The following is a 22,683-nucleotide window of genomic DNA, read 5'->3' on the forward strand; positions in this document are numbered from 1 at the left end:
ACCACCGGGCCGGCGGTCCCGTCCCGACAGGCTCAACCACCGAGAGGTCTCACCGCATGCCGATCACCAGTGAGCTGCGTGACGACGGGATCCGGGTCGTCACGATGGACCATCCCCCGGTCAACGCGCTGCCCGTGCAGGGCTGGTTCGACCTCGCGACCGAGCTGGACGAGGCCGGAGCCGACCAGGCCACCCGGGTCGTCGTGCTGCGGGCCGAGGGACGCGGCTGGAACGCCGGCGTCGACATCAAGGAGATGCAGCACACCGACGGCTTCGACGCCCTGATCGGCGCGAACAAGGGCTGCTTCGCCGCGTTCAAGGCGGTCTACGAGTGCCGCGTGCCGGTGATCGCCGCGGTCCACGGGTTCTGCCTCGGCGGTGGCGTCGGCCTGGCCGGCAACGCCGACATCGTCGTGGCGAGTCACGACGCCTACTTCGGCGTACCCGAGGTGAAGCAGGGCGCGCTCGGCGCAGCGACCCACCTCGCCCGGCTCGTCCCCCAGCACCTGATGCGCACGCTGTACTTCACCGCGCGCACCATCCCCGCGGCCGACCTGGTCCAGCACGGCTCGGTGTACGACGTGGTCCCGCGCGACCACCTCGACGCGACCGCGCTCGCGCTGGCCGGGGAGATCGCCGAGAAGGACACCCGGGTCATCCGCGCCGCCAAGGAGGCGCTCAACGGCATCGACCCGGTCGACGTCAACAAGAGCTACCGCTTCGAGCAGGGCTTCACGATGGAGCTCAACCTGATGGGTGTCTCGGACGAGCTCCGGGATTCCTTCGCCGGGACGGCGAAGAGTGGGCAGAGCGCCGAGACTGACAAGGCGGGCACGTGAGCAAGCCGCGAGACAAGCAGCTGAGCATCGACGAGGTCGTCGCCCAGATCGAGGACGGCATGACCGTCGGCATCGGCGGCTGGGGCCCGCGGCGCAAGCCGATGGCGCTGGTCCGGGCGATCCTCCGCTCCGACCTGAAGGACCTGACGGTCGTCAGCTGGGGCGGAGCCGACGTCGGTCTGCTCGCGCGGTCCGGCAAGATCCGCAAGCTGGTCTACGCGTTCGTGTCGCTCGACTCGATCCCTCTCGAGCCGAACTTCCAGCGCGCGCGACAGCAGGCCACGATCCCGGAGGTCGTCGAGCTCGACGAGGGCATGTTCCAGACCGGCCTGTACGCCGCGGCGCAACGGCTGCCGTTCCTGCCGATGCGGGCGGGGCTCGGCTCCGACGTACTGGTGAACAACCCGCAGATCCGGACGGTGACCAGCCCGTATGCCCATGCCGACGGTGACTTCGAGGAGCTGGTCGCGGTGCCTGCGCTCAAGCTGGACGTCGCCCTGGTGCACCTGAACCGCGCGGACGTGCACGGGAACGCCGCGTACCTGGGGCCGGACCCGTACTTCGACGACCTGTTCTGCATGGCCGCGGACAAGGCGTTCGTCAGCTGCGAGCAGATCGTCGACACCGCGGGCCTCACGGTGGACTCGGCGGTCCAGCGGCTGCTGGTCAGTCGGATGATGGTCGCGGGCGTCGTGGAGACCCCGAACGGTGCGCACTTCACGACCTGCACGCCGGACTACGAGCGCGACGAGAGGTTCCAGAAGCACTACGCGGCGGCCGCTGCCGACGACGAGCTCTGGGCGGCGTTCGAGGAACGGTTCCTCACCGGGGACGAAGCCTCCTACCAGGCCGCAGTCGCGGCGTTCGCAGAGGAGCAGGCATGACCGAGGTCTCGACCGGCTCGACCACCGGACAGATCACGCGCGCGGAGGTGTGCGCGGCCGCGATCGCGGATGCCTTCAAGGACGACGGCGAGATCTTCGCCAGCCCGATGGGCATGCTGCCGATGCTCGGCGTGCGGTTGGCCAAGCTGACGTCCAACCCGGACCTGGTGATCTCCGACGGGGAGTCGTTGTTCCTCGCCGGCGTGCCGCCGCTGTTCGCGAAGGGCGACGTGGTCGAGGGCTGGATCCCGTTCCGCAAGGTGTTCGACGTGGTCGCCCACGGCAAGCGCCACGTGATGATGGGCGCCACCCAGGTCGACCGGCACGGCAACCAGAACATCTCCGCTATCGGCGATTTCGCACAGCCGAAGCGACAGCTGCTCGGCTCGCGCGGTGCGCCCGGCAACACGGTCAACAACCGGACGTCGTACTGGGTGCCGAAGCACTCGCCGCGAGTCTTCGTCGAGGAGGTCGACACCGTCTCCGGGGTCGGTCCGAAGCGGGCGAAGGAGGCCGGTCCTGCGGCCGCCCGGTACAACGACATCCACCGGATCGTCACGAACCTCGGCGTCTTCGACGTCCGGGGTGCCGACGACACCGTGCGACTGCTCAGCGTCCATCCGGGCGTGACCGTGGACGAGGTACGGGAGGCCACCGGCTTCGAGCTCGACATCAGCGACGAGGTGCCGACCTCGCGTGAGCCGTCGTACTCCGAGCTGGTGATCATCCGGGAGATGCTCGACCCGAAGAAGCTGCGCGAGCGGGAGGTCCCCGAGGAGATGAAGCCGTGATCGACCAGCTCCTCAGGACACCGCTCACCGACCTGGTCGGCGTGCCGCACCCGGTCGTGCAGACCGGGATGGGCTGGGTGGCCGGGCCACGCCTGGTCTCCGGTACGGCGAACGCCGGCGGCCTGGGGATCCTGGCCTCCGCCACGATGACCTTCGCAGAGCTCGAGAAGGCCATCGTCGAGGTGAAGGAGCGCACCGACCAGCCGTTCGGCGTCAACCTGCGCGCCGACGCAGGCGATGCTCCCGACCGCTGCCGGCTGCTCGTCGACCACGACGTCAAGGTCGCCAGCTTCGCGCTGGCGCCGAAGCCCGAGCTGATCGGGATGCTCAAGGAGCACGGGATCGTGGTGATCCCCAGCATCGGCGCTGCGAAGCATGCGAAGAAGGTGGCCGGCTGGGGCGCCGACGCGGTGATGATCCAGGGCGGCGAGGGCGGCGGCCACACCGGCAGCGTGCCGACCACGCTGCTGCTGCCGACCGTGCTCGATGCCGTCGACATCCCGGTGATCGCCGCGGGCGGGTTCTTCGACGGGCGCGGGCTCGCGGCGGCGCTCGCGTACGGCGCGGCCGGCGTCGGCATGGGCACCCGCTTCCTGCTGACCCAGGACTCGACGGTGCCGGACGCCGTGAAGCAGCGCTACCTCGAGGCCGACCTCGACGGCACCGTCGTGACGGCCAAGGTAGACGGCATGCCGCACCGGATGCTGCGCACCGACCTGGTCGAGTCGGTCGAGGACTCGCGCGCGCTCAGGCGCCTCGGGCCCACCGTCCGACGCACGCTCGCCTTCAAGAAGATGAGCGGCATGTCCTGGCGACAGCTCGCCGCCGACGGTCGCGCCATGAAGCACGGCTCGGACCGGTCGTGGGCACAGATGGTGCTCGCCGCGAACACGCCGATGATGCTCAAGGCGGGTCTCGTCGAGGGCGACACCGGCGCCGGCGTACTGGCCTCCGGGCAGGTGGTCGGCGTGATCGACGAACTGCCGACGTGCGAGCAGCTGATCGACCGCGTGGTCACCCAGGCCGCGGCCGAGCTCCGGCGTACCCAGTCCTACCTTGCCTGAGCCACTCCCCCGATCGTCGAGTTGGGGGTAAGTGGCCGTCGAGTTGGGGGTTACGGCCCGTCGAATCGGGAATGGGCACGGGTGCTCGGTTGCTGACACCCAACTCGAAGGTTAGGGAGGCCCAACTCGACGGTCAGGGAGGCCCAACTCAACGGATGCGGCGCTGGAACTCGAGGATCCGGCCGGCGGGGCGGTAGCCGAGGGCCTCGTTGACGGCGATCATGTAGCGGTTCGACTCGGCGTTGTTGGTGAAGATCCGTTCGACCTGGGGCTCCTCGGCGGCGAGCCAGAGCAGCATCTCGGCCTTCAGGAGCAGTCCGAGGCGGTGGCCGCGGTGGCTGCGGGCGACGCTGGTGTCGTGCTGATCGGCGACCTCCGGGCTCTCGGCGTCCACGACGACGACGGTGTGCCCGGCGAGCTCACCGGTCGGTCGGTGCCGGGCGACGATCCGCCGGAAGCGGAAGCCGGACTCGATCTGCGCGTGCTCGTAGGCACGCACGCGCTCAGGGCCGTAGACCTCGTCCTCCCACTCCAGGTCGTCGATGGGGGCGTCGTTGATCGCGGCCGTGAGGTCGACGATCCCGGGCAGCAGGTCTGCCGGCGAGCAGCCCTCGATCCGGACCAGGTCGTAGTCGGCGGCCATGCGCACGGCGTCGTCCCGGATCGGCACCGGATCGGGGGCTTCCTCGATCCGCTGGATCCGGCGGATCTCCGCGCTCTTCAGGGCATAGCCGGTCGTTGCGGCGAACTCCCGCGTCGCCTCGCTGTCCCAGCCGTCCATGCCGAGGAGGGGCCGCCCCATCTCGTCGGCCTGTCCTTCCAGCAGCCGGAGCAGCTGCCTTCCGTGCCCGCGGCGCCGGTGAGCCGGCGCCACCCGCAGGGTGAACCACGCCATCTCGAGGTTGTCGTAGTCGCTCGCGTCGATCACGGCCGTGCCGACCGGGCGCCGCCCGTCGTAGGCGAGGAACCAGCGGCCCGGCTCGCCCTCCCAGCTGTGCCGCATGTACATCCGCTGGCGCAACGGCGTCCGTGGCAGCTCCCACGGACAGTCGATGGCGTCGGTCTCGAGGGTCAGTGCGAGGAACGCGTCGAAGTGCGTGGCGTCGTCCGGACCGAACTCGACCAGCTCCATGTCCCGGAGTGTGATCGAAATCGGCGACCGCGTCGAAGGGGTTTCAGAGGCGCTCGATGATCGTCACGTTCGCCTGGCCGCCGCCCTCGCACATCGTCTGCAGGCCGTAGCGGCCGCCGGTCCGCTCCAGCTCGTTGAGCAGCGTGGTCATCAGCCGGGTGCCGGTCGCTCCGATGGGGTGCCCGAGCGCGATGCCGCCGCCGTTGACGTTTACCTTGTCCAGCGGTACGCCGATCTCGTCCGACCAGGCCAGCACGACCGACGCGAACGCCTCGTTGCACTCGAAGAGGTCGATGTCGTCGACCGACAGGCCGGTCTTCTCGAACGCGTGCTGGGTCGCCCGGATCGGACCGGTGAGCATCCAGACCGGGTCGTCACCGCGGACCGACAGGTGGTGGATCCGCGCACGCGGCGTGAGCCCGTGGTCGCGCACCGCCTGGTCCGAGGCGATCAGCATCGCCGAGGAGGCGTCGCAGATCTGGGAGGCGACCGCCGCCGTGATCCGCCCGCCCGGCGTGAGCGGCTCGAGCGCCGCCATCTTCTCCAGCGAGGTGTCGCGCGGGCACTCGTCGGTGTTGAAGACGCCCCCGTCGGGGAGCGTGACCGGCTCGATCTCGCGGTCGAACCGTCCCTCGGCGATCGCGGCCCTCGCCCGGGTGTGCGACGCGAGCGCGAACTCCTCCATCCGCTCGCGGCTGATGCCCCACTTCTCGGCGATCATCTCCGCTGAGCTGAACTGGGACACCTCGACGTCGCCGTAGCGAGCAACCCATCCCGGCGACTCGGCGAACGGCGTGGTGAAGCCGTACTGGTCGGCGACCAGCATCGCCGCGGAGATCGGGATGGCGGACATGTTCTGCAGCCCTCCCGCGACGACCAGGTCCTGGGTGCCCGACATCACGCCCTGGGCCGCGAAGTGCACCGCCTGCTGCGACGACCCGCACTGACGGTCGATGGTCACGCCCGGCACGTGGTCGGGCAGTCCGGCGACGAGCCAGGCGGTCCGGGCGACGTCGCCGGCCTGCGACCCGATCGTGTCGCAGCAGCCCATGATCACGTCGTCGACGGCGCCCGGGTCGACGCCGGTATGCCGCATCAGGGCGGACAGCACGTGGCCGCCGAGGTCGGCCGAGTGCACACCGGCCAGCGAGCCGCGCCGCTTCCCGACGGGCGTCCGCACGGCGTCGACGATGTAGGCCTCGGTCATGTCGCTATCCCTTCGAGGAGGATCCGCAGGTACTGGTCCGCGATGTCGGACGGGGAGAGGGTCCCGCCCGGCCGGTACCACCGGACGGCCACCCACACCGTGTCGCGGAGGAACCGGTAGACGAGCTCGACCTCGAGGTCGGCCCGCAGCTCGCCACTGTCGACCCCGGCCCGGAGCAGCCCGGTCCACAGCGTCCGGAACTTGTTGTTGCGCTCGTTGAGATAGGCGAACCGCTCGAACGTCACCAGGTGCGCCGCATCGTTCTGGAAGATCGCCACCTCGCTGTGGTGGTGGTCGATGGCGTCGAACGACGTGCGCACAATCGCCTCGAGCTTGGCCCGCGGCGACAGGTCGGAGGCCTCGATCTCGTCGTACCGCCTCCAGAGCTCGGTCTGGAACGTGTCCAGCAGCTCGTCGACCATCGCCTCCTTGGAGTCGAAGTGGTGGTAGAGGCTGCCCGACAGGATGCCGGCGGCGTCGGCGATGTCGCGCACCGTCGTGTTCTTGAACCCGCGCTCGGCGAACAGCGTCGCCGCGATCGCGAGCAGCTCGTCGCGGCGGCTCTGTCCGGTCACGGGCTCAGGCGTGCTGGCTGCTGACACTGATCACCTCACCGGTCAGGTACGACGAGTAGTCGCTCGCCAGGAACACCATCACGTTGGCCACCTCCCAGGGCTCCGCCGCGCGGCCGAACGCCTCCCGCTGCTTCAGCTCGTGCAGCAGCTCGTCGGAGGTCACCTTCGCCAGGAACGGGTGCATCGCCAGCGACGGCGACACCGCGTTGACGCGGATGCCGTGGGGAGCGACGTCGAGCGCCGCGCACCGCGTCAGCGCCATCACCCCCGCCTTCGCCGCGGCGTAGTGCGCCTGACCCTCCTGCGCACGCCAGCCGATCACCGAGGCGTTGTTGACGATCACGCCCCGGGTGCCGTTGGCGACCATCCGGTTCGACGCCGCACGCACGCAGCGGAAGGTGCCGGTCAGGGTGATGTCGAGGACCTTGCCCCACTGGTCGTCGGTCATCTCCAGGACGCTCGCGGTCCCACCGAGGCCGGCGTTGTTGACCATCACGTCGACTCCACCATGGGCGTCGGCCAGGTCGAGCAGCGCGGCGACCTGGTCCTCCTGCGTCACGTCCGTCACCGTCGAGACCACCCGGTCACCGCCGAACTCTCCGGCGAGCGCCTCGTGCGCCTCGGCGACGCGGCGCTCGTGCGTGTCACTGAGTACGACGACCCGCGCGGCCTCCTCCAGGGCCCGCCGGACCACCGCGGCCCCGATGCCCGCACCGGCCGCAGCGGTCACCACGACGACCTTGTCGCGCAGGAGGCCGTGACCCGGCACGTAGTCGGGAGTCGGCTGCTCGGGCCTGGTCGCGGTCATGCGCGTGCCTCACTGGTTCGGACTTCTCGGGGAAGGCCGAGCACGCGCTCGGCCAGGATGTTGCGCTGGATCTCGTCGGAGCCGCCGTAGATCGTGTCGGCCCGGGTGAACAGGAACAGCCGCTGCCACTCGTCGAGGTCGTAGTCCGGCCCGGTGGTGAGCGCGTCGACCCCGCGCACCAGCATCGCCAGCTCGCCGAGGGTCCGGTGCCAGCGGGCCCAGAGCAGCTTCGCGACACTGGCGGACTTCAACGACTCCTCGGGAGTGGCTGATGCTGCCAGCGTCCGCAGCGCGTTGAGCCGGATCACCTCGAGCTCGACGTCGGCGCGTGCGAGCCGGTCACGCACGACCGGGTCGTCGTATGCGCCGTTCGCCCTGGCGAGGTCGAGCAGCGCGTCCAGCTCGCGCCGGAAGCCGACCTGCTGGCCCAGCGTGGAGACACCGCGCTCGAAGCCGAGGGTGGCCATCGCGACCGCCCATCCCCCACCGGGCTCACCGACGACGAGGTCGGCCGAGGTGCGCGCGCCGGTGAAGAACACCTCGTTGAACTCCGAGGTGCCGGTGAGCTGCACGATCGGGCGCACCTCGACACCGGGCTGGTCCATCGGCACGAGGAGGTAGGAGAGACCGGCGTGCCGCTTCGACCCAGCCTCGGTGCGGGCGACGACGAAGCACCAGTCCGCGAGGTGCGCCAGGGAGGTCCACACCTTCTGGCCGTCGATCACCCACTCCGACCCAGTGGTCGAGCCTGTCGAAACCAGCCGAGCCCGCGTCTGCACGTTGGCCAGGTCGGAGCCGGCACCCGGCTCGGAGTAGCCCTGACACCACAGCTCCTCGACGGCGAGGATCTTCGGCAGGAACCGCGCCTTCTGCTCGTCGGTGCCGAATGCGATCAGCGTCGGTCCGAGGAGCTCCTCGCCCAGGTGGTTGACCCGGCCGGGGGCGTCGGCTCGCGCGTACTCCTCATGGAAGATCACCTGCTGCTCGAGCGAGAGCCCGCGGCCGCCGTACTCCTCCGGCCAGCCGATGCAGGTCCAGCCGTGCTCCGCGAGGTGCCGGTCCCACGCAAGGCGCTCGTCGTGGGCCTCGTGCTCGCGCCCGGGTCCGCCGAGCCCGCGCAGCGACGCGAACTCGCCGACGAGGTGGTCTGCGAGCCATGCGCGCACCTCCCTGCGGAAGGTCTGGTCGTCGGCCATGTCTGGTAGCCTACCAAGCACTTGCTTGGGAGTCTCGACTGAGCTCGACCACCGACGTGTCTCGCTCGACCACCGACGTGTCTCGCTCGACCACCGACGTGTTTCGCTCGAACACCGAGGCATGTCGCGACCACCGACGAAGATCTCACCTGCGGAGGAGGCCACCGTTGACCGGTGCACAGACCCTGCCCGGGGTCCTTCGTGCCGCGGCCGAGGCGTTCGGGGACCACGCGGCGTACGTCGAGGGTGACCGCACCGTCTCGTTCGCGCAGCTGCACGCACTCGTGCGCGACACGGCCCGCGGGTACGTCGCGCTCGGGCTGCAGCCGCGCGCGCGCGTCGTGATCTGGGCGCCCAACAGCATCGACTGGGCGGTCGCAGCGCTCGCCGTCTCGTACGCCGGGGGGACGCTGGTGCCGGCGAACAGCCGCTACACCGGCCACGAGGTCGCCGCGATCGTCGAGCGCACCCGCGCCCAGCTCGTCGTCGTGGCCGACGGCTTCCTCGGCCGCACGCAGATCGCGGACCTCCGCGCGGCCAGTGACCTCGACTCCGTGCTGGAGATCGTCGACATCGCCGACCTGGCGCGAGTGGTCGCGGCCGGCGACGGCACGCCCCTGCAGGAGGTCGAGGCCAGGGCCGACGCCGCGCAGCCGGGCGACGTCGCCGACATCCTGTTCACCTCCGGGACAACCGGCCGGCCGAAGGGCGCGATGTCGGCGCACCGGCAGACGGTCGGCGTCGCACGTGCCTGGGGTGAGCTGGGCGGGGTGAACGCCGACGACCGCTACCTGGTGGTCAACCCGTTCTTCCACTCCTTCGGCTACAAGGTCGGCATCGTCACCGGCCTCACCACCGGTGCGACGCTCTACCCGGTCGCCACGTTCGACCTCGACGCCACGATGCGGCTCATCCAGGACGCCCGGATCACGGTCTTCCCCGGGGCGCCGACGCTCTACCAGTCACTCCTCTCGGCACCCGCCCGGGGCGGCTTCGACCTCTCCTCGCTGCGGCTCGCCGTCACGGGTGCCGCCATGGTGCCGGTCGTGCTGATCGAGCGGATGCGCGCACCAGCGCCCGAGGGCCTGGCCATCGACCAGGTCGTCACCGCGTTCGGGATGACCGAGGCGGTCGTGGTCACAATGTGCCGCGAGGACGACTCGGCGGAGACCGTGGCCAACACCTGCGGGCGGACGATCCCCGGCATGGAGGCGCGCATCGCTGCCCCGAACGACGACGGGGCCGGGGAGCTCCTCCTGCGCGGCGACTTCGTGATGCTCGGCTACCTCGACGACCCCAAGGCGACCGCCGAGGCGATCGACCAGGACGGCTGGCTGCACACCGGCGACATCGGGACCCTCGACGAGCACGGCAACCTGACGATCACCGACCGGCTCAAGGACATGTACATCAGCGGCGGGTTCAACGTCTATCCGGCCGAGGTCGAGCAGACCCTGATGCGGCTCGACGGCGTGCGCGACGTCGCCGTGGTCGGCGTACCGGACGAGCGGATGGGTGAGGTCGGGAAGGCGTTCGTGGTGGGCGACGTGACGCCCGACGCCGTGGTCGAGTTCGCCCGCGAGCGGCTCGCGAACTTCAAGGTGCCCCGGGAGGTGGAGCTCGTCGACGTGCTCCCCCGCAACCTCGGCGGCAAGGTGCTCAAGACCGAGCTGCGGCGGATCTCGGCAGGCTCGACCACCGGAGCGGAGACGACCTGATGGACCTGACCCTGTCGGAGTCGGAGCGCGCGTTCCAGGCCGAGGTCCGCGAGTGGCTGGCGGCCAACGTGCCGCAGGACCGCCTTCCGTCGATGGACTCCGCCGAGGGCTTCGTTGCCCACCAGGAGTGGGAGGCGAAGCTTGCCGAGGCGCGTCTGTCGGTGGTCTCGTGGCCGCCGGAGTACGGCGGCCGCGACGCGTCGCTCGTGGAGTGGGTCATCTTCGAAGAGGAGTACTACCGCGCCGGCGCGCCCGGCAGGCTCAGCCAGAACGGCATCTTCCTGCTCGCCCCGATCATCTTCGAGCACGGCACCCCGGAGCAGCAGGCGCGGTTCCTGCCGAGCATGGCGACCGGCGAGAAGATCTGGGCGCAGGCCTGGTCGGAGCCGGAGGCGGGGTCCGACCTCGCCTCGCTGCGGTCGACGGCGACCCGGGTCTCACCCGGCTCCTTGGATCGAGCCCAGTCGAGATCGACCACGGGAGAGAGCGGGTGGGTGCTCAACGGCCAGAAGACCTGGTCCTCGCGCGCGACGTACGCCCACTGGGGCTTCGGGCTGTTCCGCAGCGACCCCGACGCGGAGCGGCACCACGGGTTGACCTACTTCGTCTTTCCCCTCGACGCCGAGGGTGTCACGGTGCGGCCGATCGCCCAGCTCGACGGCGAGGCAGGTTTCGCCGAGCTGTTCTTCGACGACGTCTTCGTGCCGGACTCCGACGTGCTCGGGGCGCCTGGCGACGGCTGGCGGGTGGCGATGAGCACCGCGGGCAACGAGCGCGGCCTCTCGCTGCGCTCGCCGGGACGGTTCTGTGCGGCCGCCGACCGGCTGGTGGACCTGTGGCGGGCGACGGCGGAGGGGGTTTCGACAGGCTCAACCACCGGAAGGGCAGACCCCACCCGAGGGACGGGCCGGACCACCGGCGGGGCGGACCGTGTCGTCGACGCCTGGATCAAGGCGCAGGCCTACCGGCTCTACACCTGGGGCACGGTCACCAGGCTGGCCGACGGTGGCGACATCGGCGCGGCCGGCTCGGTCAACAAGGTCTTCTGGAGCGAGCTCGACATCGCCCTGCACGAGACCGCCCTCGACCTGCTCGGGCCGGAGGCGGAGCGCGCGGACAGCCCGTGGATGGACGGCTACCTGTTCTCGCTGTCCGGCCCGATCTACGCCGGGACCAACGAGATCCAGCGCAACATCGTCTCCGAGCGGATCCTCGGGCTCCCGCGGGAGGTGCGCCGATGAGGTTCGAGCTCACCGACGAGCAGACCGGCTTCGCCCAGTCGCTCACCGACCTGATGCGCGCGGCGGACTCCGTCTCCGTGGCCCGCGCGTGGGCCGCCGGCGAGACCACGCCCGGCGAGGACCTGTGGAAGCGACTGGCCGACCAGGGCGTGACTGCGCTGGTGGCCCCGGAGGAGGACGGAGGCCTCGGCGGCACCCTGGTCGACCTGGCGGTCGCCTTCGAGGTGCTCGGCCACGAGCTGGCGGTCGGGCCGTGGATCGAGTCGGCCGCACTTGCGCCGCAGCTCGCCGGCTCGATGATCACTGCGGCCGTGCCTCCGCTGATGCCGTACGCCGTCGACGCGCACGTCGCCCGGCTGCTCAGCGGCACGGCGGGCACGGTCCACCCGTCGGTCGACGGCACCAGGACGCTGGTCGAGGTGACCGGCGCCGAGCCGTTCGACGACGAGGCGGTGGACCGTGCGGTGCTGGCCTGCGCGGCCCAGCTGCTCGGCGCCGGTGAGCGGCTGCTCGCGGACTCCGTCGCCTACGCGAAGCAGCGCCGGCAGTTCGGCCGCGAGATCGGCTCCTACCAGGCGCTCAAGCACCAGCTCGCGGACGTGCGGATCGCGCTGGACTTCGCCCGGCCGCTGGTCTTCGGCGCCGCGCTCGGCGAGGTGCCCGTGTCGGCCGCCAAGGTCGCCGCCGGTGACGCCGCCTACCGCGCGTCACGGGTGGGCCTGCAGGTGCACGGCGCGATCGGCTACACCGGCGAGTTCGACCTCGGCCTCTGGATCCTGCGGGTCCGGGCGTTGGTGACCGCATGGGGCACACCGGCGTACCACCGCGCGCGGGTGCTCGACCACATCGCCGGGACCCTCTGATGCCTTTCGCGCGCACCGAGGAGCAGGACGAGCTCGCCCGTACCGTCCGGGCGCTCCTGGCGAAGCGGTCGGACAGCACGGCCCTGCGCGCCGCCATCGAGACGCCCGCGGGCTACGACACCGGGTTGTGGCGCGCGTTGTGCGAGCAGGTCGGCGTCGCCGCGCTCGCCGTCCCCGAGGAGTACGACGGCTTCGGGGCCTCGCTGGTCGAGACGGCAGTCGTCCTCGAGGAGCTCGGCGCGAACCTCGCGCCCAACCCGCTGCTGGCCAGCACCCTGGCTGCCGCGCAGACGCTCCTGCACGGGACCGACGCAGAGCGGTCGGACCTCCTCCCCCGGCTCGCCGCGGGCGAGGTGGTGCCCTTCACCCTCGGAGCGGTCGTCCTCGAGCCCACCGAGCACACCGGCACGATGGACCAGACGCTCCGGCTCCAGACTGCGACCACCCCCGTCGAGCCGCCGGCGGACGTGCGCGCGATCAGCACGGCACTGGTCTCGGCGTTGCAGGTCGGGGCGATGCAGCGCGCGCTGGACATGACCGTGGCGTACGCCAAGGAGCGCGTGCAGTTCGGCCGGCCGATCGGCTCCTTCCAGGCCCTCAAGCACCGGATGGCCGACATGCTCGTCCTCCTGGAGTCGTCCCGCTCGGCCAGCTGGGGCGCCACGGCTGCTGCTGCCGCGCACCTCGCCGATCCGGGCACGGACAGCGCCCGCGAGCTGACCCGGCTGGCCGCAGTCGCCGGCTCGTACTGCTCCGACGCCCTCGAGCAGATCGCCTCGGAGACCGTGCAGCTCCACGGCGGCATCGCGATCACCTGGGAGCACGACGCCCAGCTCGTGTTCAAGCGGGCGCACGCGCTCAACCAGCTCAGCGGCGCGGCGCACCTGCACCGGGCGGCAGCCCTCGAGGCTCGATGAGCCGAGCCGTCACGTCTCCTCGGCAGCCGCCGCCTCGGCGACGAAGTGCTCCAGCCGCCGGTCGGGCACCAGCCACATCAGCGCCGCCGCCACGAAGAACACCATGCCCAACCAGGGCTCGAAGAAGGTCGCGGCGATGATGCCGAGCAGGTAGACCGGCGGGGACGCGAGCCCCTTGACGTCACGCCCGAGTGCCTTCTTCAGCCGGGACTCGGGCCCCTCGGTCCTGATGATCGTGCGCTCGAGGAGGTAGTAGGCGACGCCGGCGATCAGCAGGTTGAGCCCGTACACGAGCACCGGCACCCGCTCGAAGTCGTCCTCCCCCATCCACTTCGTGGCGAACGGGAACAGCGACAGCCAGAAGAGCAGGTGCAGGTTGGCCCAGAGCACCCCTCCGCTCACCCGCTCGCAGATCTGGAGCATGTGGTGGTGGTTGTTCCAGTAGATCCCGACGTAGACGAAGCTCAGGAGGTAGACGAGGAGACCGGTGGCGGTGTCGTGCCTGAACGCATCCCAGGTCGGATGTTCGGGCACCGGGAGCTCCAGCACCATGATCGTGATGATGATGGCGAGCACGCCATCGCTGAACGCTTCCAACCGCCCGGTGCCCATGGCGGGAGCGTAGAGGGGTCAGGCGACGTCCGTCTTCCGGGGACGCCCACGGCCACGCTTGTGCTCGACGACCTGGCCGCCGACCAGGATCTTGCCGCCCCACACGCCGTGCGGCTCCCGCCGCTCGAGAGCGCCCGCGAGGCACAGCTCCTGGACGGGGCAGGCGGCGCACAGGTTCTGGGCTTGCTCCAACAGCCGAGGCGACTCCGCGAAGAACAGGTCGGGCTCGTCGCGGCACGGCAGGTTGGACATCGGCTGCACCCTCTTCGCGTGGCTCGGTCGGCTGGGGATCTCCCTCGACCTGGAGCACCAGCGTGGGCGTCTGAGGTAGGGCGCGGCATCGGGAGAATTCCCTAAGGTAGCCCTGACTTTTCAGGTCACGTGCGACTGCTGCGCGGCGTCCGCCCGCGAATGATCCCGATGAAGGCCTGAATGTCCGGATCGTCGTCGTCACCCGGCTGGTCGCGGAGCCACGCGAGCCCGACCGGCGACTCCTCGACCCCGGTGACCGGCCTGAAGGCAACGTCCTTGCGGGCGTGCAGCCGGGCCAGCGACATCGGTACGACCACGATTCCGGTGCCGGCGGCCACGGTCGCGATCGCGTCCCCGAGGGCGAGCCCGGGGTGCTGCCGGAGCACGTCGAGCTCGTCGGCGAGCTCGGCGAGGTCGATCTCGTCGTACGCCGTCACCGGGTGCTCGACCGGTACGACGACCACCGGGACCTCCCGGTAGAGCGGGATCAGGTGGAACGCGTCCCGGTCGACCTCGCCCCGCACCAGGCACATCTGCACGCGCCCCTCCCGGAGCGCCGCCTCCTGGTCCGCCACCTCGACGTTCACCAGCTCCAGCGGCCGGCGCATCCTCTCGCGCCACGCACGCTCCCACTTGCCGGGCATCACGCCGGGCACGAAGCCGACGCGGAACGAAGTGGCAGCGGGCACCGGCTCAGGCTAGCCGCCGTCGATCAACCCCTGGAACGCTGCCGTGAACGACCGGGCGCGGCGCTGAGAATCACCGAGGATCTGGCCAAGGAAATGCCCAGACGCACAGGATCGGCAAAGGTCCGTGGCTACCGTGATCGGCAGTTCTCGTGCCGAGGAGGCCACTGGGGAATGTTCGGGCTCACCACCACCGGCCTGTTCGTCGAGATGATCACCGGCGCCGTCCTGTCGGTCCTTGCCGTGGCCGCACTCGTCACCCGGCAGAGCGGCCGGGCCACCTCTCTGGGCCGACGGGTCGCGCTCCGGACCGCACCGATCGTGGCCCTGGTCGTCGCCGGTCAGGCCTTCGCAGTCTCGGCCGTCGGACTGGCGATCAACGACAACTACGGCTTCTACACCAGCTGGTCCGACCTGCTCGGCCGACCGAGCCCGGACACGGCCATCCACACCGGCGGGCTGGTCGGGTCCGGGCAGGGCGCCGTGCGGTCGTACACCGTCCACGCCCCCGTCGACGGTCGCAACCAGCGCGTGCTGGTCTGGACGCCCCGGCAGTACGACGCGCCGTCGACGGCGCAGCACCTGTTCCCCGTCGTGGTGTTCCTGCCCGGCCAGCCGAGCACGCCCGACGGCACCTTCCGGCACTTCCAGTTCGCGGCCACCGCAACGCGGCTGATCGACAGCGGGAAGGTGCCGCCGTTCGTCGCGGTGTTCCCGAGCCTGATGATTGCCCCGCCCCGGGACACCGAGTGCACCGACGTGCCCGGCGGACCGCAGGCCGAGACCTGGCTGCAACGGGACGTCCCGGCGTTCGTGACGGCGCACTACCGGGTCCAGCAGCCCGGACGCGACTGGACCGTGATGGGCTGGAGCACCGGGGGCTTCTGCGCCAGCAAGCTGCTCACCAGCCAGCCGGCGCAGTACTCCTCGTCAGTGAGCTTCGGCGCGTACTACCAGCCTCTCGAGGACCGGACGACCGGCGACCTGTTCGGCGGCGACCGGACGCTCGAGCAGGAGAACTCGCCCCTGTGGCTCTACCTGCGCGACCAGCGGCGCGGCGGCCTCGGAGGCGACCGGCTCCTGCTCGTCGCCGGCAAGCAAGACAAGGAAACCTGGCCCCAGACCCGCAGGATGCTGGCGGTGACAGCCCGCGACCCGGGGGTCGCGCACATAGCGTTCCCGGTCGGCGGCCACAACTTCGAGAACTATCGCCGCTACCTGCCGGCCGCCCTCGCCTGGAGCGCATCCGCGTGGTCGGCCTGACGCGCCGCGCGGCCTGCGTGCTCGCAGCTGCAGCGGTCCTGGCCGCGTGCGGCACGCACGGCGCGCCGGCCGGGGCCCTGCACGCGCCGGCGACATCGGCACCCGCCAGAGCGGAGTCGCTCCAGTCGTCGGCGGCTACGGGCACCGGCGCCCTCCGGGTGATCGGGCTGGGCGACTCGGTGATGGCGGGCACGAACTGCGGGTGCAGCGGTCTGGTCGACGAGTACGCCGCGGCGCTCGGCCACCGTGTCCACCGGCCCGTGCACGTGGACAACCTGGGGGACAACGGCGCCGTCACCGACGATCTGCTCACAGACCTGACCTCGAACCCGCAGACCCGGTCCGCGGCCGCCCGGGCCGACATGGTCGTGGTGACGATCGGCGCGAACGACCTCGCACCGCAGCTGCGGGCGCGGCGCTCGTCCGGCTGCCCACGGACGTGCTTCCAGGTGGCGGCGGCGGCCGTGGGCCGCAACCTCTCCCGGGTGCTCCGAGCCCTGCAGTCCGCGCGCGGCGGGCGCACCGATCACGTCCTGGTCACCAACTACTGGAACGTCTTCCTCGATGGTCAGGTGGCGCTCGATGCGGAGGGCCGCGCGGAGCACGACTGGAGCGTGCGCGTGACCGATGCGGCCAACGCTGCGATCTGCCGCGCCGCCCGGACCTCGGGGGCGCGGTGCGTCGACCTCGTGCGGCCGTTCAAGGGATCAGGCGGCCGAGATCCGACGCCCCTGCTCGCCGACGACGGCGACCACCCGAACGCGGTCGGCATGAAGGTGATCGTGGCCGCGCTCATGAAGGCGACACCTGGAGACCTGTGACGTCGTCGAGGTTGACCGGCGGGCGAGACGTGCGTCATACCCACGCCGCAAGGGCGCTGCTAGGTTCCGGCTCATGCGTACCGCCAAGGACTTCTTCGCGCCCCTCGCCGTGGGCGCGCCCACCCCGTTGCGCGAGATCCCGGCCCGGCCGAGCCGCGCGATCCACTTCTTCGACCCCGGCAACCCGAAGATGGCCGCGAAGGTGCCCGACATGGTCGGCACCGTCGACGTGCTTCTCGGCAACCTCGAGGACGCGGTGAAGGCGGAGAACAAGGAGATCTCCCGCGAGGGCCTGGTGAAGGTGGCCCTCGACACAGCCAATCTGGGGGGAACCAGCGGGCCGACGCAGCTGTGGACCAGGATCAACTCCCTGGACTCCCCCTGGGTCCTCGACGACCTCACCACCCTGGTGCCGGCGATCGGCCACAAGCTCGACGTGATCATGGTGCCGAAGGTCCAGGGCGCCGAGGACATCCACTACGTCGACCGGATCCTCGCCCAGCTCGAGGCCAAGGCGGGCCTCGACCGCCCGATCCTGGTGCACGCGATCCTGGAGACCGCGCGGGGTGTCGCGAACGTCGAGGAGATCTGCGGCGCCTCGCCCCGCATGCAGGGGCTCTCGCTCGGTCCGGCAGACCTCGCCGCCGACCGCCGGATGAAGACCACCCGCGTCGGCGGGGGGCATCCCGGCTACCTGGTCCGGCAGGACCCGGTGGACGGACAGATCGACGCACCACGACCGACGTACCAGCAGGACCTGTGGCACTACACCATCGCCCGGATGGTCGACGCCTGTGCGATGCATGGCATCTACCCCTACTACGGGCCGTTCGGTGACATCGCCGACGTCGTGGCGTGCGAGGACCAGTTCCGCAACGCCTTCCTGCTCGGCTGCGTGGGCGCTTGGTCACTGCACCCCAAGCAGATCGCCATCGCCAACAAGGTCTTCTCCCCCAGCGTCGAGGACGTCCGGCACGCCCGCCGGGTCATCGCGGCCATGGGCGACGGGACCGGCGCGGTGATGCTCGACGGCAAGATGGAGGACGACGCCTCGGTCAAGCAGTGCAAGGTGATGGTCGCGCTCGCCGAGGAGCTGGCCGCGATCGATCCGGAGCTCAAGGCGCGGTACGACGCGATCGAGGTCGAGGGCGCATGAGCACGCTCCGTCCGCGCCGCTCTGTGCTCTACATGCCCTCGTCCAACGCCCGCGCACTGGAGAAGGCGAAGTCGATCGCCTGTGACGGGCTGATCCTCGACCTCGAGGACGCCGTCGCCCCTGACGACAAGCCGGCCGCGCGCGACGCAGCCTGTGCCGCGGTGCAGTCGGGCGAGTACGGCAGTCGTGAGCTGACCATCCGGGTCAACGGGGCCGACACCGAGTGGCACGCGGACGACCTCGCGGCGGCCTGCGCCGCGGGTCCCGACGCGATCGTGGTGCCCAAGGTGAGCTCCGCCGATGCCGTGCTCGAGCTGGTCGAGGCGATGGCCGGCCACGACGCGCCCGAGCACACGAAGCTCTGGGCGATGGTCGAGACGCCGTACGCCATGCTCCATGCCGAGGAGATCGCCTCGGCGTCCGAGCGCTTGACCGTCCTGGTGATGGGCACCAACGACCTCGCCAAGGAGCTGTACGCCGAGCACGTCCCCGGCCGTCAGCCGCTTCTCGCGGGGCTCGGCCTCGCGCTCCTGGCGGCCCGGGCGACCGGCAAGGTGATCATCGACGGGGTCTACAACGACGTGAAGGACCTCGACGGGTTCCTGGCCGAGTGCCGGCAGGGCCGCGAGATGGGCTTCGACGGCAAGACGCTGATCCACCCCGGCCAGGTCGACGGCGCCAACGAGACCTTCGCGCCGTCGGCCCGGGCGATCGAGGACGCCCAGGGCATCCTCGCCGCCTGGGAGGCCCGCGACTCCGGCGTCGTCACCTACAACGGCCGGATGATCGAGAACCTGCACGTGGAGTCGGCACAGCGGACGCTGGCGATCGCCGAGGCCATCGCGGCGCTCTAGCGAGCTCCGCGTTTCTGTCTCGACCGGGACGCACTAGCGCCGCGAGACGATGCGCTGCGCCCAGCGGGGTGCAACCAGGAACGCCTCGGCACGCAGCGCGGCCGTACCGATCCGGGGCAGGTCCCCGGGGCGAGCGAAGCACAGGAACCGCGGCTCCCAGGTGGGTTGGTACTTCGCGTTGGCGCGGTACAGCGACTCGATCTGCCAGAACCGCGAGAGCGTGAGCAGCAGGGACCGCCACATCCGCAGCACCGGCCCCGCTCCCAGCCGGTCGCCGCGCGCGAACACCGACCGGAACACCGCGAAGTTCAGCGAGAACCGGCGTACGCCGAGATCAGGGCAGTGCCGCCAGAGCCCGACCACCATGTGCTCGACGATCCCGTTCTCCGCGCCACGGTCGCGGCGCATCAGGTCGAGCGACAGCCCGTCCGGACCCCACGGCACGAAGTTGAGCAGCCCGCGCACGCAGCCCGCCCGGTCACGACAGAGGACCACCACGGAGTCGCCGTCGACCGGATCGACGAACCGGCCGAGCGCCATCGAGAACCCTCGCTCGACGGCGCCGTCGCGCCACTCGTCCGCGCGTGCCCGGATCTCCTCCCGGGTCGCGTCGTCGAGATCCCGCACGCGCACGCACTCGATCGCGAGGCCTGCCCGCTCACAGCGGGACACAGCCTGGCGCACGCCCCGCATGCTGCGCCCGTCGAGCGAGAAGCAGTCCACGTCGACGATCGCCTCGTCACCGAGCTCTAGCGCGTCCAGGCCGGCGCGGTGGAAGCACGTCGCGGCGGCCTCACTGACGCCGAGCGCGGCCGGCACCCAGCCGAAGGACCTGGCCTCCGCCAACCACGCCTCGATCGCGCCGCCCCAGGCCTCGGGGTCCCCGACCGGGTCACCGGCGGCAAGCGTCACCGTGCCGACCACGCGATAGGTGACGGCCGCCTTGCCGCTCTTGCTGAAGATGACCGAACGATCTCCCCGTGTCGCGAAGTACGACAGCGAGTCGACCTCTCCCCAACGGTCCAGCAGGAGGCGAAGGCGGGCTGCCTCGTCGGGCGTCAGCGGGTGCGGTCCGCCCGCCGGCATGGTGAGCGCCAGCACCAGCAACCCGGCGACGGTCGCGCCGAGGGTCAGCAGCGCGATGGCCGCGTGGTGGGCATCGGAGGCGTGCGCGAAATGGACGGGTCCGGTGATCCCGACCAGCCCCTCGAACGCCTGCCGGAGCCGCTCACCCTGTGCCGTGCCGGCAAGCTGGCCGTCAGCGTCGATGGCGAGCCACATCCAGCCGAGCATCGTGGCGAGCACCGGGCCCGCAAGGGCGACGGCGAGCACCCGGGACAGCGACCGCCGGTCAGGCCGAGCTGAGAAGTTCGGCCGTGCCGAGACGAGCAGCACCAGCATGGCCGTCGTGACGGCCGCCTCCTCCACGTCCAGGCCCTTGACCAGGTGCAGCACCACGGTGAACGTGCTGATCACCGTGGCCAGCAGCCAGGCCCGGAACTTGCCGCGACGCAAGGCGCGGGAGAGCACGATCAGGATCGTCCCGGTCGCCAGCGCGCCGGTCGTCGCCGCGGCCGGCGCGTAGTCCGGCAGGATCGCGGTCACGAGGTCGACCCGGCCTCGCAACGCCGGCAGCAGGGCGCTGAGGATCGTCATCGCCCCGACCGCAGCGACGATGCGGGCGATCCACGGCGGTGACTTCAGAGCCGCCCATCCGGGTACGCCGTTCCTGTCCACCGTCCGCGGGAGCCAGCGGCGCTCTTCCTTCTGCACGTGCACGCTCGAGTGTTGCCTGCGCGACCTGTCCACAGGCTGACTGCACCGGGCACCCGCGGACCGCGACGGCGGCCCTAGCCGCGGTCGGTCACCGTCACCGCGAAGCCGGCCGGCGGTACGCCTGCGACGAACGTCCAGCCAGCCCGAACCCGCGACCCTGGTAGAGCCGGCTCGCCGGACTGTCCGCGTCGGCGACGATCACCCAGCTCCGGGCACGGCGGTCGGCGGCCCAGCCCGCGGCCTCGCCGAGCAGGTGGCTCGCCAGGCCATGGCGGCGGTGGTCGGCGGCGGTGAGCACCGCCTGGTAGCGCGCCACGGCGTCGCCGCAGTCGACGATCCCGAGCTGCGCGACGAGCCGGTCGCCGTGGAACGCCCCGAACCAGGCAGCGACTCCGCGCTCGCTCATCCGGGCCCGGGTCGCGGTCGCGGCATGGTGGAACTCCGCGTCGCCGGGATACTCGTCGAGCTCGAGGCCGGTCGACTGCGACCAGTCCTCGTGCGTCCCGAGTCGACGGACCAGGTAGCCCTGGGGCACCGGCGTCGGCTCCGGTCGGCGGTCCGCACCGAGGACGTCCTCGTGCTCGACGACGAGACCCTGCTGGTACCAGCCTGAGTCGTCGCCCGGCTCCGCAACGAGCCCGATGGCCCGGTGCTCGGCGCCAGGGAACTCCTTCTCGAAGGTCGACACCCAGCGGTCCGCGTCGTCGACGGCGCCCGGATCGGTCACCAGCACGAAGTTGCCCCAGTGGAACGCGGGGTTGTCAGGACTGCGCACGACGAGGTGGTCGGCCAGCTCGTCGACCGTCGAGCCGCCGGCCCGTCGTACGGCCAGGTCGGTGCGCCAGCCCAGGGGGAGATCCATGCGGGCGAAGGTACCCGGCGCGCGGCCCCGCTCACCCCACCTGCTCGAGCAGGTGCAGGTGGAACTCCCGCTCGAGGTGGCCGATCACGAAGGTGGGGTCGCTGCGCAGCACCCGCTCCGGAGCCAGTACGACGACCCGCCACCCGAGCGACGACACGCCGCTGCGTTCCGCGTCGGTGAGCCTGCCGGCGAGCGCCGCTCCGAAGCGGTGGAGCTCGAGGCCGAGCCCCAGCCGCACCTGCTCGCCAGGGCCGGGGACGAGCAGGCCGGGCGTCGGAGTCGGCAGCCGTCCGTCCAGCCACCGCATCCTGAGCACCGACTCGGCAGCGCCCTCGGCACGGCCGTCGGCGAGCGCGGCCAGCTCTCGCAGCTGGACCACGCCCTGCGACCCACCGAACCGGGGCAGCTCGGCCATCAGCGCGGTGTGCGGGAAGGCGCGCAGGGCGAGCAGCCCGTCCAGCGCGGCAAGCGCACGGTCGGGTGCCAGCCAGCGACCGAGGTCGAGTGCCGTGCGCAGCGCGGTGGTGCAGCGGACGCCGCCGATCGTCTCCAGGTCGCGGTCGGCGTACCGGGTCGCCCGGCCGCGATCGCGATCCGGCAGCCGCCGGCGGCCACGCACCTCGATCGGCACCGGTCCGTCCGGGTCTGCCCGTGGGACGTCCACACCGTGGAGCCAGGCGGCGGTCTGCCCGACGAGGACCTGCGCCTCGCCGGTCACGAGGGCGAGCGCTCGAGCCCGCAGGGTCACCGACGCCGGCACGGTCGCGTCGACGTAGACGCCGCGCAGGAGCCGGCGCACCCTGCCGTCGCGGTGGAGGCGGTCGAGCACCGCGCGGCCGATGCCGGCGCGGGCGGCCATCACCGGGGTGAACGGCTCCTCGAGCGGCAGCCTCGGCGAGATCGGGTCGAGCGGCAGCGCCACCAGGGGCGTCGGCGAGGTGTCCATCGGCTCACGATGGCCCACGACGCGCCGTCCCCGTCAGGCGTATCCACAGGGTGCGGCTCCCGGGCCACGAATGTGAACGCACACACCCGGCTACGACTGCCTCCGGGCGCACGGATCCCGCATCCCGGACGCACGTCCGGCACGGGATCTGGGGTCTTGACGGATCCGGATGTTAGCGCAAACATTGCCGACCGTACGACTGTGACGTCCAACACATGGC

The 22,683-nt window shown here is 71.2% G+C and carries 23 protein-coding genes; 12 read left to right on the forward strand and 11 right to left on the reverse strand.

Annotation, left to right across the window (positions count from 1 at the left end; translation table 11 throughout):
• Window positions 1-56: 56 nt before the first annotated feature.
• The 4 genes from ACVW00_RS11195 to ACVW00_RS11210 are packed head-to-tail and all read left to right on the forward strand — an operon-like array spanning window position 57 to window position 3,578.
• Complete coding sequence (locus ACVW00_RS11195) at window positions 57-839, forward strand: enoyl-CoA hydratase family protein (protein WP_457110971.1); 783 nt, start codon at window positions 57-59, stop codon at window positions 837-839.
• Window positions 836-1,723: a CoA transferase subunit A gene (locus ACVW00_RS11200; RefSeq protein ID WP_457110972.1), complete on the forward strand. Its 888-nt coding sequence runs from the start codon at window positions 836-838 to the stop codon at window positions 1,721-1,723. The genes ACVW00_RS11195 and ACVW00_RS11200 overlap by 4 nt, the downstream gene beginning before the upstream one ends.
• A complete protein-coding gene (locus tag ACVW00_RS11205; RefSeq protein ID WP_457110973.1) occupies window positions 1,720-2,514 on the forward strand; it encodes a CoA-transferase subunit beta in 795 nt (264 codons plus the stop codon). The genes ACVW00_RS11200 and ACVW00_RS11205 overlap by 4 nt, the downstream gene beginning before the upstream one ends.
• Window positions 2,511-3,578 carry an NAD(P)H-dependent flavin oxidoreductase gene (locus ACVW00_RS11210; RefSeq protein WP_457110974.1) on the forward strand — a complete coding sequence of 356 codons (1,068 nt, stop codon included), beginning with the start codon at window positions 2,511-2,513 and terminating at the stop codon, window positions 3,576-3,578. Before ACVW00_RS11205 ends, ACVW00_RS11210 begins: the two co-directional genes overlap by 4 nt.
• 148 nt (window positions 3,579-3,726) lie before the next feature.
• Here the strand turns inward: ACVW00_RS11210 and ACVW00_RS11215 are convergent, their stop codons facing one another.
• Genes ACVW00_RS11215 through ACVW00_RS11235 form a run of 5 tightly spaced genes read right to left on the reverse strand, consistent with a single transcriptional unit; the run spans window position 3,727 to window position 8,496 of the window.
• Complete coding sequence (locus ACVW00_RS11215; protein ID WP_457110975.1) at window positions 3,727-4,710, reverse strand: GNAT family N-acetyltransferase; 984 nt, start codon at window positions 4,708-4,710, stop codon at window positions 3,727-3,729.
• Between the two features lie 43 nt (window positions 4,711-4,753).
• The gene (locus ACVW00_RS11220; RefSeq protein WP_457110976.1) at window positions 4,754-5,917 is read right to left on the reverse strand and encodes an acetyl-CoA C-acetyltransferase; all 1,164 of its coding nucleotides are present in this window, start codon (window positions 5,915-5,917) and stop codon (window positions 4,754-4,756) included.
• The gene (locus ACVW00_RS11225) at window positions 5,914-6,492 is read right to left on the reverse strand and encodes a TetR/AcrR family transcriptional regulator (RefSeq protein ID WP_457110977.1); all 579 of its coding nucleotides are present in this window, start codon (window positions 6,490-6,492) and stop codon (window positions 5,914-5,916) included. Before ACVW00_RS11225 ends, ACVW00_RS11220 begins: the two co-directional genes overlap by 4 nt.
• A 4-nt stretch (window positions 6,493-6,496) precedes the next feature.
• Window positions 6,497-7,300, reverse strand: a complete 804-nt coding sequence (locus ACVW00_RS11230) for an SDR family oxidoreductase (protein ID WP_457110978.1) — start codon at window positions 7,298-7,300, stop codon at window positions 6,497-6,499.
• Complete coding sequence (locus tag ACVW00_RS11235) at window positions 7,297-8,496, reverse strand: acyl-CoA dehydrogenase family protein (protein WP_457110979.1); 1,200 nt, start codon at window positions 8,494-8,496, stop codon at window positions 7,297-7,299. Before ACVW00_RS11235 ends, ACVW00_RS11230 begins: the two co-directional genes overlap by 4 nt.
• Window positions 8,497-8,663: 167 nt before the next feature.
• Between ACVW00_RS11235 and ACVW00_RS11240 the strand changes: the two genes are divergently transcribed.
• From ACVW00_RS11240 to ACVW00_RS11255, 4 genes are read left to right on the forward strand one after another with little or no spacing between them, the layout of a single operon-like run.
• Window positions 8,664-10,214 (forward strand): FadD3 family acyl-CoA ligase, encoded by a 1,551-nt coding sequence (locus tag ACVW00_RS11240; protein ID WP_457110980.1) that lies wholly within the window; start codon window positions 8,664-8,666, stop codon window positions 10,212-10,214.
• Entirely contained in the window at window positions 10,214-11,455 is a 1,242-nt protein-coding gene (locus ACVW00_RS11245) for an acyl-CoA dehydrogenase family protein (RefSeq protein WP_457110981.1), read from the forward strand. The genes ACVW00_RS11240 and ACVW00_RS11245 overlap by 1 nt, the downstream gene beginning before the upstream one ends.
• Complete coding sequence (locus ACVW00_RS11250) at window positions 11,452-12,318, forward strand: acyl-CoA dehydrogenase family protein (protein ID WP_457110982.1); 867 nt, start codon at window positions 11,452-11,454, stop codon at window positions 12,316-12,318. Before ACVW00_RS11245 ends, ACVW00_RS11250 begins: the two co-directional genes overlap by 4 nt.
• A complete protein-coding gene (locus tag ACVW00_RS11255) occupies window positions 12,318-13,235 on the forward strand; it encodes an acyl-CoA dehydrogenase family protein (protein WP_457110983.1) in 918 nt (305 codons plus the stop codon). The genes ACVW00_RS11250 and ACVW00_RS11255 overlap by 1 nt, the downstream gene beginning before the upstream one ends.
• 9 nt (window positions 13,236-13,244) lie before the next feature.
• Here ACVW00_RS11255 and ACVW00_RS11260 read toward each other — a convergent pair whose 3' ends face one another.
• From ACVW00_RS11260 to ACVW00_RS11270, 3 genes are all read right to left on the reverse strand, one after another.
• Window positions 13,245-13,847 carry a TMEM175 family protein gene (locus ACVW00_RS11260; RefSeq protein WP_457110984.1) on the reverse strand — a complete coding sequence of 201 codons (603 nt, stop codon included), beginning with the start codon at window positions 13,845-13,847 and terminating at the stop codon, window positions 13,245-13,247.
• Window positions 13,848-13,865: 18 nt separating this feature from the next.
• The gene (locus tag ACVW00_RS11265; protein ID WP_457110985.1) at window positions 13,866-14,099 is read right to left on the reverse strand and encodes a WhiB family transcriptional regulator; all 234 of its coding nucleotides are present in this window, start codon (window positions 14,097-14,099) and stop codon (window positions 13,866-13,868) included.
• 125 nt (window positions 14,100-14,224) lie between these two features.
• Window positions 14,225-14,788, reverse strand: a complete 564-nt coding sequence (locus tag ACVW00_RS11270; protein ID WP_457110986.1) for a LysR substrate-binding domain-containing protein — start codon at window positions 14,786-14,788, stop codon at window positions 14,225-14,227.
• Window positions 14,789-14,959: 171 nt separating this feature from the next.
• Here ACVW00_RS11270 and ACVW00_RS11275 point away from each other — a divergent pair, with 171 nt between their 5' ends.
• The 4 genes from ACVW00_RS11275 (at window position 14,960) to ACVW00_RS11290 (ending at window position 18,879) form a co-directional block, all read left to right on the forward strand.
• The gene (locus ACVW00_RS11275) at window positions 14,960-16,048 is read left to right on the forward strand and encodes an alpha/beta hydrolase (RefSeq protein ID WP_457110987.1); all 1,089 of its coding nucleotides are present in this window, start codon (window positions 14,960-14,962) and stop codon (window positions 16,046-16,048) included.
• On the forward strand, window positions 16,036-16,869 hold the full coding sequence (locus ACVW00_RS11280; RefSeq protein WP_457110988.1) for an SGNH/GDSL hydrolase family protein: 834 nt from the start codon (window positions 16,036-16,038) through the stop codon (window positions 16,867-16,869). The genes ACVW00_RS11275 and ACVW00_RS11280 overlap by 13 nt, the downstream gene beginning before the upstream one ends.
• A 73-nt stretch (window positions 16,870-16,942) precedes the next feature.
• Window positions 16,943-18,025 carry an HpcH/HpaI aldolase/citrate lyase family protein gene (locus ACVW00_RS11285; RefSeq protein WP_457110989.1) on the forward strand — a complete coding sequence of 361 codons (1,083 nt, stop codon included), beginning with the start codon at window positions 16,943-16,945 and terminating at the stop codon, window positions 18,023-18,025.
• Window positions 18,022-18,879: an HpcH/HpaI aldolase/citrate lyase family protein gene (locus ACVW00_RS11290; protein ID WP_457110990.1), complete on the forward strand. Its 858-nt coding sequence runs from the start codon at window positions 18,022-18,024 to the stop codon at window positions 18,877-18,879. Before ACVW00_RS11285 ends, ACVW00_RS11290 begins: the two co-directional genes overlap by 4 nt.
• A 33-nt stretch (window positions 18,880-18,912) precedes the next feature.
• Here ACVW00_RS11290 and ACVW00_RS11295 read toward each other — a convergent pair whose 3' ends face one another.
• From ACVW00_RS11295 to ACVW00_RS11305, 3 genes are all read right to left on the reverse strand, one after another.
• Entirely contained in the window at window positions 18,913-20,658 is a 1,746-nt protein-coding gene (locus tag ACVW00_RS11295) for a phosphatidylglycerol lysyltransferase domain-containing protein (protein WP_457110991.1), read from the reverse strand.
• Between the two features lie 91 nt (window positions 20,659-20,749).
• A complete protein-coding gene (locus ACVW00_RS11300) occupies window positions 20,750-21,517 on the reverse strand; it encodes a GNAT family N-acetyltransferase (RefSeq protein WP_457110992.1) in 768 nt (255 codons plus the stop codon).
• A 31-nt stretch (window positions 21,518-21,548) separates the two neighbouring features.
• The gene (locus ACVW00_RS11305; protein WP_457110993.1) at window positions 21,549-22,463 is read right to left on the reverse strand and encodes a type IV toxin-antitoxin system AbiEi family antitoxin domain-containing protein; all 915 of its coding nucleotides are present in this window, start codon (window positions 22,461-22,463) and stop codon (window positions 21,549-21,551) included.
• Window positions 22,464-22,683: the final 220 nt, after the last annotated feature.

Source organism: Marmoricola sp. URHA0025 HA25 (assembly GCF_054059435.1).

Coding starts and splice junctions, on each gene's coding strand:
- ACVW00_RS11195 (WP_457110971.1), top strand. CDS start 57: ATGCCGATCACCAGTGAGCTGCGTGACGACGGGATCCGGGTCGTCACG.
- ACVW00_RS11205 (WP_457110973.1), top strand. CDS start 1,720: ATGACCGAGGTCTCGACCGGCTCGACCACCGGACAGATCACGCGCGCG.
- ACVW00_RS11215 (WP_457110975.1), bottom strand. CDS start 4,710: ATGGAGCTGGTCGAGTTCGGTCCGGACGACGCCACGCACTTCGACGCG.
- ACVW00_RS11220 (WP_457110976.1), bottom strand. CDS start 5,917: ATGACCGAGGCCTACATCGTCGACGCCGTGCGGACGCCCGTCGGGAAG.
- ACVW00_RS11230 (WP_457110978.1), bottom strand. CDS start 7,300: ATGACCGCGACCAGGCCCGAGCAGCCGACTCCCGACTACGTGCCGGGT.
- ACVW00_RS11235 (WP_457110979.1), bottom strand. CDS start 8,496: ATGGCCGACGACCAGACCTTCCGCAGGGAGGTGCGCGCATGGCTCGCA.
- ACVW00_RS11245 (WP_457110981.1), top strand. CDS start 10,214: ATGGACCTGACCCTGTCGGAGTCGGAGCGCGCGTTCCAGGCCGAGGTC.
- ACVW00_RS11250 (WP_457110982.1), top strand. CDS start 11,452: ATGAGGTTCGAGCTCACCGACGAGCAGACCGGCTTCGCCCAGTCGCTC.
- ACVW00_RS11255 (WP_457110983.1), top strand. CDS start 12,318: ATGCCTTTCGCGCGCACCGAGGAGCAGGACGAGCTCGCCCGTACCGTC.
- ACVW00_RS11260 (WP_457110984.1), bottom strand. CDS start 13,847: ATGGGCACCGGGCGGTTGGAAGCGTTCAGCGATGGCGTGCTCGCCATC.
- ACVW00_RS11265 (WP_457110985.1), bottom strand. CDS start 14,099: ATGTCCAACCTGCCGTGCCGCGACGAGCCCGACCTGTTCTTCGCGGAG.
- ACVW00_RS11275 (WP_457110987.1), top strand. CDS start 14,960: ATGTTCGGGCTCACCACCACCGGCCTGTTCGTCGAGATGATCACCGGC.
- ACVW00_RS11285 (WP_457110989.1), top strand. CDS start 16,943: ATGCGTACCGCCAAGGACTTCTTCGCGCCCCTCGCCGTGGGCGCGCCC.
- ACVW00_RS11290 (WP_457110990.1), top strand. CDS start 18,022: ATGAGCACGCTCCGTCCGCGCCGCTCTGTGCTCTACATGCCCTCGTCC.
- ACVW00_RS11300 (WP_457110992.1), bottom strand. CDS start 21,517: ATGGATCTCCCCCTGGGCTGGCGCACCGACCTGGCCGTACGACGGGCC.
- ACVW00_RS11305 (WP_457110993.1), bottom strand. CDS start 22,463: ATGGACACCTCGCCGACGCCCCTGGTGGCGCTGCCGCTCGACCCGATC.